The sequence below is a fragment of the Gordonia amicalis NBRC 100051 = JCM 11271 genome, from assembly GCF_000332995.1.
Taxonomy (GTDB): domain Bacteria; phylum Actinomycetota; class Actinomycetes; order Mycobacteriales; family Mycobacteriaceae; genus Gordonia; species Gordonia amicalis.
In genome coordinates, this window is the sequence record NZ_BANS01000003.1 from 27,538 (window position 1) to 40,590 (window position 13,053).

The 13,053-nt window shown below is 66.7% G+C and carries 15 protein-coding genes and 1 pseudogene; 8 read left to right on the top strand and 8 right to left on the bottom strand.

Annotated features, from left to right (window positions below):
* Window positions 1–46 precede the first annotated feature (46 nt).
* The 3 genes from sigK (at window position 47) to GOAMI_RS01665 (ending at window position 2,612) form a co-directional block, all read left to right on the top strand.
* Window positions 47–655 carry an ECF RNA polymerase sigma factor SigK gene (gene sigK, locus GOAMI_RS01655; protein ID WP_035760248.1) on the top strand — a complete coding sequence of 203 codons (609 nt, stop codon included), beginning with the start codon at window positions 47–49 and terminating at the stop codon, window positions 653–655.
* Window positions 648–1,484 (top strand): anti-sigma factor, encoded by an 837-nt coding sequence (locus GOAMI_RS01660; RefSeq protein ID WP_006434646.1) that lies wholly within the window; start codon window positions 648–650, stop codon window positions 1,482–1,484. The genes sigK and GOAMI_RS01660 overlap by 8 nt, the downstream gene beginning before the upstream one ends.
* 102 nt (window positions 1,485–1,586) lie before the next feature.
* Window positions 1,587–2,612, top strand: a complete 1,026-nt coding sequence (locus tag GOAMI_RS01665; RefSeq protein ID WP_006434647.1) for an alpha/beta hydrolase — start codon at window positions 1,587–1,589, stop codon at window positions 2,610–2,612.
* 42 nt (window positions 2,613–2,654) lie between these two features.
* Here GOAMI_RS01665 and GOAMI_RS01670 read toward each other — a convergent pair whose 3' ends face one another.
* Both GOAMI_RS01670 and GOAMI_RS01675 read right to left on the bottom strand, forming a co-directional pair.
* On the bottom strand, window positions 2,655–3,032 hold the full coding sequence (locus tag GOAMI_RS01670; RefSeq protein WP_006434648.1) for a LuxR C-terminal-related transcriptional regulator: 378 nt from the start codon (window positions 3,030–3,032) through the stop codon (window positions 2,655–2,657).
* A gap of 242 nt (window positions 3,033–3,274) precedes the next feature.
* Complete coding sequence (locus GOAMI_RS01675; RefSeq protein WP_040004496.1) at window positions 3,275–3,967, bottom strand: DNA-binding response regulator; 693 nt, start codon at window positions 3,965–3,967, stop codon at window positions 3,275–3,277.
* Between the two features lie 370 nt (window positions 3,968–4,337).
* Between GOAMI_RS01675 and GOAMI_RS01680 the strand changes: the two genes are divergently transcribed.
* From GOAMI_RS01680 to GOAMI_RS01690, 3 genes are all read left to right on the top strand, one after another.
* Window positions 4,338–5,093 carry an acetoacetate decarboxylase family protein gene (locus GOAMI_RS01680; protein WP_006434650.1) on the top strand — a complete coding sequence of 252 codons (756 nt, stop codon included), beginning with the start codon at window positions 4,338–4,340 and terminating at the stop codon, window positions 5,091–5,093.
* A 50-nt stretch (window positions 5,094–5,143) separates the two neighbouring features.
* Entirely contained in the window at window positions 5,144–6,151 is a 1,008-nt protein-coding gene (locus tag GOAMI_RS01685) for a pirin family protein (RefSeq protein WP_006434651.1), read from the top strand.
* A 291-nt stretch (window positions 6,152–6,442) separates the two neighbouring features.
* Window positions 6,443–7,495 carry an IS110 family RNA-guided transposase gene (locus GOAMI_RS01690; protein ID WP_006434652.1) on the top strand — a complete coding sequence of 351 codons (1,053 nt, stop codon included), beginning with the start codon at window positions 6,443–6,445 and terminating at the stop codon, window positions 7,493–7,495.
* A 40-nt stretch (window positions 7,496–7,535) separates the two neighbouring features.
* Here GOAMI_RS01690 and GOAMI_RS01695 read toward each other — a convergent pair whose 3' ends face one another.
* Both GOAMI_RS01695 and GOAMI_RS01700 read right to left on the bottom strand, forming a co-directional pair.
* Complete coding sequence (locus GOAMI_RS01695) at window positions 7,536–8,222, bottom strand: FMN reductase (protein ID WP_006434653.1); 687 nt, start codon at window positions 8,220–8,222, stop codon at window positions 7,536–7,538.
* On the bottom strand, window positions 8,219–9,325 hold the full coding sequence (locus tag GOAMI_RS01700) for an LLM class flavin-dependent oxidoreductase (RefSeq protein ID WP_006434654.1): 1,107 nt from the start codon (window positions 9,323–9,325) through the stop codon (window positions 8,219–8,221). Before GOAMI_RS01700 ends, GOAMI_RS01695 begins: the two co-directional genes overlap by 4 nt.
* 156 nt (window positions 9,326–9,481) lie before the next feature.
* Here GOAMI_RS01700 and GOAMI_RS01705 point away from each other — a divergent pair, with 156 nt between their 5' ends.
* A complete protein-coding gene (locus GOAMI_RS01705; RefSeq protein ID WP_006434655.1) occupies window positions 9,482–10,000 on the top strand; it encodes an MTB12 C-terminal domain-containing protein in 519 nt (172 codons plus the stop codon).
* Between the two features lie 79 nt (window positions 10,001–10,079).
* Window positions 10,080–10,682 carry a DUF4190 domain-containing protein gene (locus tag GOAMI_RS01710; protein WP_006434656.1) on the top strand — a complete coding sequence of 201 codons (603 nt, stop codon included), beginning with the start codon at window positions 10,080–10,082 and terminating at the stop codon, window positions 10,680–10,682.
* Window positions 10,683–10,849: 167 nt separating this feature from the next.
* Here GOAMI_RS01710 and GOAMI_RS01715 read toward each other — a convergent pair whose 3' ends face one another.
* The 4 genes and pseudogenes from GOAMI_RS01715 to GOAMI_RS01730 form a co-directional block, all read right to left on the bottom strand.
* Window positions 10,850–11,164: a hypothetical protein gene (locus GOAMI_RS01715; protein WP_006434657.1), complete on the bottom strand. Its 315-nt coding sequence runs from the start codon at window positions 11,162–11,164 to the stop codon at window positions 10,850–10,852.
* Window positions 11,165–11,450: 286 nt separating this feature from the next.
* Window positions 11,451–11,678, bottom strand: coding sequence for an MbtH family protein (locus GOAMI_RS01720; protein ID WP_006434658.1), 228 nt, complete (start codon window positions 11,676–11,678; stop codon window positions 11,451–11,453).
* 146 nt (window positions 11,679–11,824) lie between these two features.
* Window positions 11,825–12,687 (bottom strand): annotated as a pseudogene (locus tag GOAMI_RS01725) (glycosyltransferase family 2 protein).
* A gap of 84 nt (window positions 12,688–12,771) precedes the next feature.
* Window positions 12,772–13,005 carry an MbtH family protein gene (locus GOAMI_RS01730; protein WP_006434660.1) on the bottom strand — a complete coding sequence of 78 codons (234 nt, stop codon included), beginning with the start codon at window positions 13,003–13,005 and terminating at the stop codon, window positions 12,772–12,774.
* Between the last annotated feature and the right edge of the window lie 48 nt (window positions 13,006–13,053).

A 13,053-nucleotide genomic window follows, 5' to 3' on the forward strand; every position in this document is an offset into this window, starting at 1 on the left:
TGCAGATCGCCGGAGAACTCCCGACTCTTTTGGTTACCGTGGACCAGTGACATCGGACGACGGCAGCGCGACCCCCGATGCGGACCACGGACGTGGACACGAATCTCGTTTGTTGCGCGATCTTCTCGAATCGGCCTCCACCGGGGACCGAGCCGCGTTCACGCGTCTGTACGACCTGACCAGCTCGCGCATCTACGGACTCGCGTTCCGTGTCATCCGCGACCGCGAGTACGCCGAGGAGATCGTGCAGGAGGCGTATCTGCAGTACTGGCAGAAGGCGAGCGAATACCACCCCGCACGCGGTTCGGTCATCACCTGGATGATGACCATCGCTCACCGTCGCGCCGTCGATCGCGTGCGCACCGAACAGCTCCAGCAGGAGCGGATGTCCGATTACGGCGCCGCGTCCGTCGAAACTCCGCGCAACATTCCGCTCGAGGTGGTTGTCCACGCCGACGAGGCGCGTACGCTACGAACATGTCTCGGCGAGCTCACGGACTTGCAACGGAGCTGTATCGAGATGTCCTACTTCGGCGGCCTGACCTACCCGGAGGTGGCATCACAGACCGAGACCCCCTTGCCCACCATCAAGTCCCGGATCAGAGATGGCTTACGCCGCCTGAAAAAGTGCTTGGGGACGCAGGAGGATGTCTGAACTGACCATGACAAGAACCGACGCGGACCCCGACGACGGCATGTCCGCCTGGCTCGATGACCACATCGAGTTGTACGCCGTATCCGCTCTGACTCCCGAGGAGACCCTCCGCGCGGAACGGGAACTCGCCGCGCTTCCCGCGGCGGAACGATCGTCCTACGAGGCACGCATCGTCGAGATCCACACCGCCATGGCCGGATTCGCCAGCACATACGCCCTGGAGGCGCCGTCCGATCTCCGACACCGCGTGCTGTCGCACATCTTCGACGGCACCACGCGGTTCAGCTCGTCGCCATCGGCACAGACAGCGACACCCGAGCCCATGGATCGACACCGTCAGAGGACCACGCAGGGGACACGGCGGAAGACGGCCGTGCTCGCCGCGGCCGCGGCGACCGTCGCCGTGGCACTCGGCGCCGGCGTCCTGATCGGCCGTACGACGGCACCGGAACCCTCGCCGTCCGCGACGGCGGTCGGCGGGGAGCAGCAGGAAGTCCTCGGGGTCCTCGCGGCCGGTGACGCGACCGTCACCGCCGAAACCCTGGCGGACGGCCACGGGACGATCACGGTCATCGCCTCCGAGACGGCCGGCCGCGCGGTGACACTCATCCGGAACCAGGGCCGTCCGATCTCGCCGGACAGCGCGTTCCAGCTCTGGCTGGTGGGCGGAGCGGAGAACCCGGTACCGGCCGGCCTGATCCCGGGAGGTGACACCGAACCGGTCGTCGTCGACGGACTCGGCGACGCGAAGGTCCTGGCGGTGACCATCGAACCCGCGAGCGGCTCCGCGCAGCCGACGACGCCGATCCTGGTACAGGCCCCGCTCTGAGACCACGGCACCGGGCAGACGCACGCCTACACTGACGACGGGGGTACTCCGCGGGACGACCGCGGCGTTCTGCGTCGCAACACATCGTGGGACGGATCGAGGATGACAGGCGGGGACGTGGTGTGCGTGCACGGAGGTAGATGGTTCTGGTCGGCCCTGCTGGCGACGATGGCGGTTGTGGGTGCGCTCGTCGTGGGACCCGCGTCGGCCGCCGACGCGGCGCCGGGGTCACGAGTCGTCGACAGGTACGTCGACGATACCCAGCAGACGACACTGCTCGTGCACTCGGCGGCGATGAATCGCACGGTCGCGGTGACCGTACTGACCCCACGCGACCGGTCGCGTCCGGCCCCGGTGCTGTACCTGCTCAACGGTGCCGGCGGCGGCGAGGACTCGGCGACCTGGGATGCGCGGACCACCTACAAGCGGTACTTCGCCGACAAGAACGCCTATGTCGTCACGCCGATCGGCGGCGCCTTCTCCTACTACACCGACTGGCAGCGCGACGACCCGGTACTCGGCCGCAACAAGTGGCAGACGTTCCTGACCAGGGAACTCCCGCCCATCATCGACGCCACGTTCCCGACGACGGGCGCGAACGCCATCGCCGGAATCTCGATGGCGGGCACCTCGGTGCTCAATCTGGCCATCGCCGCACCCGGCCTCTACCGGTCCGTCGCGGCATTCAGCGGATGTGCACGGACGAGCGACCCGGCCGGCCAGCAGTACATCCGGATGGTCGTCGAGGATCGTGGCGGCGGGAACATCGTGAACATGTGGGGTCCGCTCAACGGTCCCGGCTGGCGTGCGAACGACCCCTATCTGAACGCCGAGAAACTGCGCGGGACCAAGGTGTACATGACCAGCGGGACCGGCGCGCCCGGTGTGCATGAGCAACTCGGGGACCCGGGCATCGAGGGCAATGCCTTCGACCTGGCCAATCAGGCCATCGTGGGCGGCGGCATCGAGGTCGCCATCGACATGTGCACCCGCCAGATGGTCCAGCGGATGCGGTCCCTCGGACTGCCCGTTCAGGTGAATCTCCGGCCGACCGGCACCCACTCATGGGGCTACTGGCAGGACGACCTGTACGCGACCTGGCCCAAACTGGCGCGCGACCTGCGCTGACCCCCTTCTCCGAGGATCACCGCAGACCACGCGTGGAGACGATCACCAGCGATCGAGGCTGGTGTACCCGTCCTGGAGGGCGCGCGCGAAGAGATGTGTCTTGGTCGGGGCCGGACGGCCCACCGCGGTGTACTTCGCACGGATTCGTGCGAGGTGGGTGCTCACCGTCGACGCCGAGATGAAGAGTCGGGCTGCCGCCTCTTCTTTCGACTCGGCGGCGAGCCAGGCGAGCAGAACCTCGACCTCACGGTCGGACAGGCTCGGCCGCGGCAGCGCCGACGGTGCGCGGTCACCGGCCGTGCGGTAGTCGGAAAGCCGGGCGATTCCGTTGTGTGGCATCGTTTCCGGCGAGCCGACGCGACGCTGGTCCACGGCCCCCCGGGACTGTGCGGTTCGATAGAACTCTGAAGTGGCCGTCACTGGTCCATCCCCTAATTTCTGGCGCAACGCTCACGTCCCCCGACGCCGTACGCTCCGCGCATCATTCCCTATGATTCTGAAAGTAGTGCTGCTGTCGACGACCCGGTAGACCCAGAATTGGGGACTTCTACTGTTCTGACGCCGATCGACTGCCGATTCCCCACCATTCCCCTTTTCTGCCTACTGATTCCGCACCTGAGTCGTCCTGTGCTAGGGCCGAAGTTCCCTATTATCAGTGACTTTCACCGACCGGGATCGGCGCCGCGACTCCGGTTGCGCTGGGGCACCGGCAGCCACCCGTCCTCCACCGCACGCTTGAACAGGTCGACCTTGGTCCGGGTCGGCCTGCCGGCGTCGGCGTACTTCTGCCGGATCCGCTTGAGGTACTCGTTCACGGTCTCCGCGGACACACCCAGAGCAGCTCCCACCCGAGCCGACGTCTCCCCCGACGCGTACAGGGCCAGAACCTTCTGCAGCTGTGGCGACAGATCGACTGCGGCCAGTTCGGGGTCGCCGTCGATGGCCGCGGCCCACTCTGTCGTGAGCACCGCCCGGCCCTCGGCAGCCGCTCGGATCGCGTCGATGATGACCGATTCATCCGCCGACTTGAGCACGACGCCGAGCGCGCCTGCCCGAGCCGCCGAACGCAGCAGCGCAGTGTGTTCACCGGATGTGTACACGACCGTGGCGACACCGGCAGCGGAGAGCGCGTTGACGTTCTCCCTGGGCGTGGTCCCGTCGTCGAGGCGCAGATCGAGCAGGACGACGTCGAGGGGCATCCCCGCGAGCACACTTGTGACCGTGGACGCCGAACAGACCAGCGAGATGTCGTCGACCGGATCCAGGACCCGCTCGATCCCCCAGATCGGTGAGCGGTGATCGTCGACCATCCCGACCCGGATGACGCGATCCACCGGAGCCTCGTCTGCCGTCATCGCGCGCACCTCGCCATCGGCACCCGGCCCGGTGCCGCACTCCTCCGGTGTGGCGACGCGACGTTCCCCTCGGGCATCGACGGTGCCCCCTTTCGTCGGCTCACCGTGCAGCCTTCACGCGCCTTCAGCAATTACACAGCGCTCCGGGGCCACACACTGGGCGAACCGTATACGACAAGTCGGACATCGACCGTTGGATCGCCTGGACCTGCGACAACCCGTCACGTTTTGTCACCGTCGATGTCCACAGGATGGGGGACATCCGCCTTCTTCGACCTCTCCGCACCCCGGTCATGCCAGACTAGAACACGTTCTAGTGTTCGTCGGATGCGGCCGAACACCCGCATCCGACCAGAAGAAGGAAGTACCGGTGACAGCACCTTCATCCCACGACATCCTCGGCACCACGGTGACCATGCCCGTGGAGATCCGGCATGCGCGGTGCTTCGTCGCCGGCTTCACCGCCGACGCCGCGGCTGTCCAGCGTGCGATCGACAGCGAGTCCGGACGGCCCGGCACACTGCGTCCGCTGCGAATCCGGCCAGGACGTGCGATGTGCATGCTCGTCTTCGTCGACTACATCGACGGCGACCTCGGGCCGTACAACGAGTTCGGTGTCTGCTTCCTCGTCGACGACCCCTCCCGACCCCCGGCCTCACCTGTCCGAGCGCTCCGCGCTCTTGCCAAGGGCGACGCGCGGGCCCTCGTCCACCGGCTACCGGTGGACGGCGACTTCACCCTGGCCGCCGGCCGTGGGATCTGGGGTTTCCCGAAGACGCTGGCCGAGTTCGACGTCGATCACGGCTCATCGGTGCGGCACGGCCGCCTCGAGGCCGACGGCGCGCTGATCGCGGACCTGCGGATCAAGCCCGGCATCAAGGTCCCGGACACGACCGCCGACACCGTCCTGCACGCCTACTCGCAACTCGACGGCGTCACCAGGCTCACCCCCTGGCGGCTGACATCGGTGACCGGCACCCGCACCCGTCTCGGCGGGGCGGATCTCGAGCTCGGCGACCACCCGATCGCCGCCGAACTCCGGTCGCTCCGACTCGGGCGGCGCGCGCTGATGACCAGCTCGGTGGAGAAGATCACGATGCTGTTCGAGAACCCGACACTCGTCTGAGGACACGCTTCTGGCCACACCGGTCCCCCACCCCGGGGAGAATGGTCGCCATGAGCAATCTGGAGGCCCATCCGGCCGAGGTCGAATGCCGTACCGACGCCGAGAATGCGACGCGCGCCGGACACCTCCACATGGAGGTTCTCACCGCACGCGACGTACCCCTCGGCGGGCCGCGGGCGATGACCGTCCACCGGACGCTCCCGCAACGCTCGAGGTCCCTCATCGGCGCGTGGTGCTTCGTCGACCACTACGGACCCGACGACGTGGCGAGCACCGGCGGGATGGATGTGGCGCCGCATCCGCACACCGGCCTGCAGACGGTCAGCTGGCTGTTCACCGGCGAGGTGGAGCATCGCGACACCATGGGCAACCACGCGATGGTCCGGCCCGGCGAGATCAACCTGATGACCGCGGGACACGGCATCGCGCACACCGAGGTCTCGACCCCACCGACCACCATCCTCCACGGCGTCCAGTTGTGGACCGCGCTGCCCGCCGACGACGCCGACACCCCAAGGGATTTCGCCCATCATCGTCCGGATGACGTGGTGCGCGAAGGGGTCACGGCCAAGGTGTTCCTCGGCGAGCTGTTCGGCACCCGCTCACCGGTTCACACGTTCACCCCGCTGCTCGGTGCCCAACTCGACTTCGCCCCCGCCGCCACCGTGGACATCGACGTCGATCCCGCCTTCGAACACGGCATCCTCGTCGACGTCGGGACCATCGAGGTCGCCGACACCGGCGCCGCACCTCTCGAACGCACCGAACTCGGCTACCTCGGGGTGGGTGCCTCACGACTGACGCTCACCAACACCTCCGACGACGCCGCGCGGGTGATCCTGCTCGGTGGCACCCCGTTCGGCGAGGACATCGTGATGTGGTGGAACTTCATCGGTCGCACGCACGACGAGATCGTCGGGTTCCGTGAGGAGTGGATGGCCCACAGCGAACGGTTCGGGCAGGTGCAGGGATACGAGGGACCGATCCAGCACCTACCCGCACCGCCACTGCCGCACTCCCGGCTGCGCCCGCGGAAGAACTCGCCGGGAAGCGCCTGATCCCACCGCCCCCTGAGGAGGCCCGGAGCGTGCGGAGGGCCGTCAGCCATCGCTCCCTTCAGTGTCAGGGTTGTGGAGCCACGTCAGTGGTGATTGGGTTTCGTCCACCAGGTGTTTGGCTCAATCGCTCCCTGCCGCCCCTGTGGGGTTGGTGTTGCCTCATCGTGCCGACATCTGGTGTGACGGACCGGTCGGCGTGACTTGATAGGAGCGTGGCAGCGCCCCTCCACTGAAGTATGTCCACCGACCGGCCCGACTGTCCGCCCACCCTGTGACAGGAAGGCACGTTCCATGATCGTCATTGGTGCTGATGTTCACAAGCGCTCCCACACCTTCGTCGCGGTCGATGACGCCGGCCGCAAACTCGGATCCACTGTCGTTGCGGCCACCACGTCCGGCCACCACAAAGCGCTGCGCTGGGCCCACGAGAAGTTCGGCGGTGAGGTGTTGTGGGCCATCGAGGACTGCCGCAACATGTCCGCCCGCCTCGAGCGCGACCTGCTGACTGCGAAGCAGAAAGTCGTACGAGTCACGCCCCGGTTGATGGCCGAGCATCGCCGCACTGGGCGTGAACGCGGCAAGTCCGATCCCATCGACGCTCTCGCCGTGGCGCGGGCCGCTGCCCGGGAACCCGACCTACCGGTGGCTTCCCACGATGAGCTGTCGTATGAGGCCAAAGCGTTGGTGGACTATCGGGAAAACCTTGTGCACGAACGCACTTCAAAGATCAACCGGGTGTTGTGGCGGGTGCATCAACTCGACCCCGAATACCGCATCCCCTCCGGTGGGTTGACGCTGAACAAACACCAGCAGGCCCTGGCCAGCTGGTTGGCCGAGCGGATCGGGGTCGATGCCCGCCTGGCCCGCAACGAGGTCGCGGCCATCATCGCGTTGACCACCGAGATCAAGGAGGTGACCCGCGAGATCACCACCCTGGTGCGCGATGCGGTGCCGACCCTGTTGGCGATGCCCGGCTGCGCCGAGCTCACCGCAGCCAAACTGCTCGGCGAATCCGCGGGCATCACCCGCTTCGGTACCGATGCGCAGTTCGCCCGCCACGCCGGCGTTGCACCCGTGCCGGTGTGGTCGGCCAACCCCGGCCGCCACCGACTGACCCGCTCAGGCAACCGGCAACTCAACGCGGCCCTGCACCTCATCGCGCTAACCCAAGCCCACATGCCCGACACTCTCGGACACGTCTACTACCAACGCAAACGCGACGAAGGCAAAAGCAAACGCGAAGCCCTGCGCTGCCTCAAACGACGCCTCGTCCGCGTCGTCTACAACCACCTCACTCACGACCACCACACCCGCACAGCAACCACATGCCAAGCCGCTGCTTGACATAGGAGCTATGAGGAGGCCCGGAGCGTGCGGAGGGCCGTCACGAAGGGCCCAACAACCTCGCGAAGTTGGCGATCCCCGCCGCTTCGATCGCCTGCTGTCGCGCGCCGGGTCCCGCGATGCGCGCGCTGGCCGGTGCGGCCTCGGTTCCCGGACGCGGAGTCGACGCACGCGGCCCGATAAGTCCCGCGAGTTCGGCTGCCGCACGGGAGATCCGGTCGTTCAGCCCGGTGTCCCCGGGCCTCTCGGTGCCCGCCCAGTCCTCCGACGCCGCGTACACCCCGGTGGGCACGACGACGGTTCGGAGGTACGAGAACAGCGGGCGCAGCGCGTGATCGAGCATCATGGAGTGCCGCGGGCTACCACCGGTGGCGCCGATCAGCACCGGCTTACCGGCCATCGCGTCCACGTCGACCAGGTCGAAGAACATCTTGAACAGACCGCTATAGGACGCGTTGAAGACCGGCGACGCGACGACCAGCGCGTCGGCGGACTCGACCGCGTCGAGCGCGGCGCGGGTCTCCCCGGAGGCGAAGCCGACGGCCGTCGAACGTCCGAGATCAACGGCCAGATCCCGCAGGTCGATCACCTCGACGTCGGCGGCCACCCCGCGACCGCTCAGCACGCCGGTCACCCCCGTCGCCATCCGATCGATCAGCATCCGCGTCGACGACGGCTCGGACAGCCCGGCATTCACCGCCACCACGCGCAGGACGCGCTCGCTCATGACCGCACCTCGACCTTCCCCGCCTCGTCGGACTCCTGGCGGCCGGCCACCAGGGACGCGTGGGTCGGCGCGTCGGGTACGTCGGCAGGCCTGCCCTGAGCGAACCCCTCGCGCAGCTCGGGCAGGACCTCGCCGAGTAGATCGAGCTGTTCGAGCACGACCTTCAGCGGCAATCCCGCGTGATCGACGAGGAACAGCTGGCGCTGGTAGTCCCCGAAGCTCTCGCGGAACGACAGTGTCTTGTCGACGAACTCGGCCGGACTGCCCACCGTCAGCGGCGTCTGCGACGTGAAGTCCTCCAGCGACGGACCGTGGCCGTACACGGGTGCGTTGTCGAAGTACGGACGGAACTCACGCACCGCGTCCTGCGAGCGGGGCCGGATGAAGAACTGGCCGCCCAGGCCGACGATGGCCTGGTGGGCCTTGCCGTGGCCGTAATGTTCGAATCGCTCGCGGTAGAAGGCGATGAGCCGCTGGAAGTGTTCCTTGGGCCAGAAGATGTTGTTGGCGAAGAAGCCATCGCCGTAATACGCGGCCTGCTCGGCGATCTCCGGACTGCGGATCGACCCGTGCCACACGAACGGGGCCACCCCGTCGAGCGGACGCGGGGTCGAGGTGAACGACGTGAGCGGCGTACGGAACCGGCCCTCCCAGTCGACGACGTGCTCGGCCCACAGCCGGTGCAGCAGGTGGTAGTTCTCGATGGCGAGCGGGATGCCCTGGCGGATGTCCTGCCCGAACCACGGATAGACGGGCCCGGTGTTCCCACGTCCGAGCATCAGGTCGACCCGGCCGTCGGCGAGGTGCTGGAGCATCGCGAAGTCCTCGGCGATCTTCACCGGATCGTTCGTCGTGATGAGCGTGGTCGCAGTACTGAGCTGAAGACGTTGCGTCTGCGCGGCGATGTAGGCGAGGGTCGTCGTCGGCGAGGACGAGAAGAACGGCTCGTTGTGGTGCTCACCGATCGCGAACACGTCGAGCCCGATGTCCTCGGCCTTCTTCGCGATCTCGACGATCGCCTTGATCCGGTCGTTCTCGCTGGGCGTCCTGCCCGTGGTGGGGTCCGTCGTGATGTCGCTGACGCTGAAGATTCCGAACTGCATGTCGCGCCTTCCGTTGCCTGCCGATAGCGCTGCCGTGGCAGCCTCGTCCACCATAACCGGACCGCGGTCCGATTAATTCCGAGTGGGGGCTGAGTTAGTGTGGGCTTACTACTCTGCGGGTACAGATCCGCGGAGGCGTCGCATGAAGGGGAATCCATGAAGATCCGGAAGTCCGTCGCCGCCATCGCCCTGGCCGGGTCCGCGCTGTTCGTCGCGACCGCCTGCTCGTCCGAGGACGTCGACGAGGCCACCAGCAAGGTCTCGACCGCAGTCGAGTCGGCCGCGTCCGAGGTCTCCACCGCCGCCGGCGACGCAATCGACGAGGTCACCGGCCTGAGCAACTCGAAGGCCCAGGACATCCTGCGCAAGGCCGTCGACCCGGCGACCCCGGCCGACGAGATCGACTCGGTCGTCGACACCACGGATCCCGCCACCAAGGCCGCGGTCATCGCCTTCGCGAAGGGTTCGTCTGCCGCCGGATACACGCCCGAGATCTACACCGTGAAGGACGTCGCGAAGGACGGCGACAACAAGGCCGTCGCCACGGTCGCGGTCGCCAGCCCGCACGCCCCGGCCCCGGTCGACATCAAGCTCGCCTACGTCAAGGTCGACGGCGGGTGGAAGCTCAGCGCCGACGCCGTCACCCAGCTCGCCGGAATGGCGACCAGCCACTGACACCGGCCGCCACCTCCTCCTCGCCGGTAGACTCGCCCGGGTACGGCCCGTACAGCGAGCCGGCGAGCGAGGAGGTGCCGTGCGCGTCGACATTCCCACCCAGCCGTTCTCACCGGCGATCACCGAGCGTCATGAGCGATGGCCTGCGGTCAACGATCTCGACGACAACTCGCTGCCCACCGATCCGGCAGACGCTCCCGCCCCGTCCGCGCCACGATCGGAACAATCGGCGCCGGTATCCCCGGCACGGCCCGTCACGCGCGTCGAGACGCGAGTCCGCCCGGCGCCGGAGGAGCATGCCGCCCTCCCGCCGGTGGGCGACTTCTGGGATCTGGAGAACTCCGCTCCCCCGCCGGTGACGTTCACGAATCCTCGGCCGGGCCCGGTTGTCCAACCACTGCCGTATTCACCTCCGGTGGTGCGTCGCACGGACGCGCCCGCTGCATCGCTGGCACTGACAACCGGTGTGATCGCGATTCCGATGACCCTGGTCCTCGGACTCGGCGCGATTCTCGGGATGGTCGCGATCATCTCCGGCATCGTGGCGATCAAGCAGGTCAACCGGACACCTGCGACGCGCAAGGGGACCGGACGCGCGGTCACCGGGATCGTGTGCGGTACCGGAAGTGTCGTCGTCGGCGGTCCGATCCTGTTGTTCCTGGCATTGATCTTCGGCCTCTGACGGCTCAGCCAATACCGGTACAGGTCAGACGCTTCGGCGTCGCCCACGCCGAGAACCGTTGGCACAGAATGTCCACGACGCGCCGAATCGGCAAGAAGTGAAGCCCCACACAAACAACGAGACCCACCCGGATGCACCAGGTGGGTCTCGTTGTGATGTGTGTGGGTCTAGCTGACCGCGCGAAGATGGGTACGCGCCGGCGCGGCGACTCCGCGGCCGCGGCCCAACCATGCTTCGACCTCGCCGATGACCTGCATCCGCGATTCCAGCGGCTGGATGTCGGCCAGCGTCGGCAGGCAGTTCATCAGGGCGGCGTAGAAGGCAGCAGCCTGAGACATGCCATGCGCGGAACACACATGATCGTATTCGTCGATGCGCCGTGCGAGCTCACCATAGGTGAGTGCCTTGTCGCCCAACCGAACTGCGGTCAGCTTCGGCGTGATCGCGCCACGATCCTGAATGTCGTGCAATAGATCGTCCATGAGTGACTACCTTCCCCCCGCCCATAATGGCGTGACCGCGGCGTCCCCGCCTCCCCAGACGTTGGTACGTTGCGGCCCTTCAACACAGTGTGCCCTACCCCACGGAATATGGGGACTCTTGCTTCAGCATCTGTGGCACATTCCACAAGCTGTTCTGCGAACGAAATGTGACTTCATGTTACTACTGAGACGCCAGTTACGGCAGTGCGCCACTCTGGTTTCTTTAAGTTGTTATTTGCGCGGGATCGTCCCGATATTCCGGTAGGTCGATACCGGACATACCGGGTCAGGCGCCGGCAGACTTGTCGGCTTCCATGGCCTCGATGAGACTCTTCGGCCGGAGGTCGGTCCAGTTCTGCTCGACGTACTCGAGGCACGCGGCACGGCTGTCCTCACCGAACACCTTGGTCCAGCCCGCCGGGATGTCGGCGAAAGTCGGCCACAGCGAGTGCTGATTCTCGTCGTTGACCAGCACGAAGAAACGGCCGTCCTCGTCATCGAATGGATTCGTCATCGTCGTACCTATCGTTGGGAGCCGGCCGGCGGCCGGCCCGGAACACGGACGACTCAATCGTAGGCAACCCACTGCCGGATCACGGTACCTACGGTCATGTCCGCGCCGGTATCCCGTCAATTCATCCGATCGGGAACGTCCGGGATCTAGTCGACGAAGGGCGAATTCCGAATGCCTTCTCCGGACCCCTCACGAAATCGACTCAGACTCCATCGTTCCGTCTCGGGATCCCATCCCCGCAGCCTCACCCAGATGACCCACAAATAGGCGTAGCTGAGCGGGAGGACCACGAACGCCTGCTTCGCGAACAGCTTCCGGTCACCTCGCGCCCAGGCGGCCCGGGGCCCGCCCAGCGCGTAGCCGACATTGCGCCACGGCGGTACCCGATAGCGGCGGGAAGAACCTTCCACGACGAGGCGGTAACTCAGCCACAGCCGACCTCCGGCCTGACGGACCGCCGCGGACATGTCGTGATCCTCGTGGATGTCGCGACGGTCCGACAACAGGTCCCCGCGGATGGCCTCCCAGCAGGTACGGCGGATCGCGAAACACTGGCCGATGACCGCACCGGTCTCCCGCCCGCCCCTGTCGACGGCCCACTTCCGGAGCTTCTTCTCGTGCTCACGCCAGCCGGGAGCGTCGGTCATCAGGGGGAAACCGCCGATCACATCCCACTGTGCGTTCGACTCGTCGGTGAAGAACCGCATGACGACGCTCGACCAGTCCCGGCGGGCCCTCGCGTCCGCATCGACCCGGCCGATGACGTCACCGGTCGCAGAATCGAAACCCCGGTCTCTGGCCCGCGCCACCCCTCGCCGCTCCTCGGTGAGGAGCCGAACCGTGGGAACCGCCGCGCATACTCACCCGCCACCTCGCCGGTCCGATCATTCGAGTCGTTGTCCACGACGATGATCTCGTCGATCGGAAGCGACTGTGCGAGGAGATGATCCAAGCAGGCAGCCAGCTCTCGCTCCTCGTCGTGGGCCGGTACGACGACGCTGAGTTTCATGCCGCGCTCCTCTGAGGGTCTCTCGAAGCAGACCGGCGTCCCCGGTCACTCGTGCCGGAACCAGCCGGCCCGGTGTGTCGAAACTCAGCCAGCCGTCTTGCCGGCCTCGTCCGCCTCCATCGCATCGATCAGGCTCTTGGGCCGCAGATCGGTCCAGTTCTCCTCGACGTACTTCAGGCAGGCCTCCCGACTATCCTCGCCGAACACCTTGGTCCAGCCGGCGGGGATGTCGGAGAAGGTCGGCCACAGCGAGTGCTGGTTCTCGTCGTTGACCAGCACGAAGAAACGGCCGTTCTCGTCATCGAAAGGATTGGTCATTCGTGTCTCCTCTTACTTGTTGTCGTCGGACCGGTTGCCGTGTTTCGA

Coding starts and splice junctions, on each gene's coding strand:
- GOAMI_RS01690 (WP_006434652.1), top strand. CDS start 6,443: ATGATCGTCATTGGTGCTGATGTTCACAAGCGCTCCCACACCTTCGTC.
- GOAMI_RS01665 (WP_006434647.1), top strand. CDS start 1,587: ATGACAGGCGGGGACGTGGTGTGCGTGCACGGAGGTAGATGGTTCTGG.
- GOAMI_RS01660 (WP_006434646.1), top strand. CDS start 648: ATGTCTGAACTGACCATGACAAGAACCGACGCGGACCCCGACGACGGC.
- GOAMI_RS01720 (WP_006434658.1), bottom strand. CDS start 11,678: ATGACGAATCCATTCGATGACGAGGACGGCCGTTTCTTCGTGCTGGTC.
- GOAMI_RS01730 (WP_006434660.1), bottom strand. CDS start 13,005: ATGACCAATCCTTTCGATGACGAGAACGGCCGTTTCTTCGTGCTGGTC.
- GOAMI_RS01695 (WP_006434653.1), bottom strand. CDS start 8,222: ATGAGCGAGCGCGTCCTGCGCGTGGTGGCGGTGAATGCCGGGCTGTCC.
- GOAMI_RS01685 (WP_006434651.1), top strand. CDS start 5,144: ATGAGCAATCTGGAGGCCCATCCGGCCGAGGTCGAATGCCGTACCGAC.
- GOAMI_RS01700 (WP_006434654.1), bottom strand. CDS start 9,325: ATGCAGTTCGGAATCTTCAGCGTCAGCGACATCACGACGGACCCCACC.
- GOAMI_RS01705 (WP_006434655.1), top strand. CDS start 9,482: ATGAAGATCCGGAAGTCCGTCGCCGCCATCGCCCTGGCCGGGTCCGCG.
- GOAMI_RS01715 (WP_006434657.1), bottom strand. CDS start 11,164: ATGGACGATCTATTGCACGACATTCAGGATCGTGGCGCGATCACGCCG.
- GOAMI_RS01675 (WP_040004496.1), bottom strand. CDS start 3,967: ATGACGGCAGACGAGGCTCCGGTGGATCGCGTCATCCGGGTCGGGATG.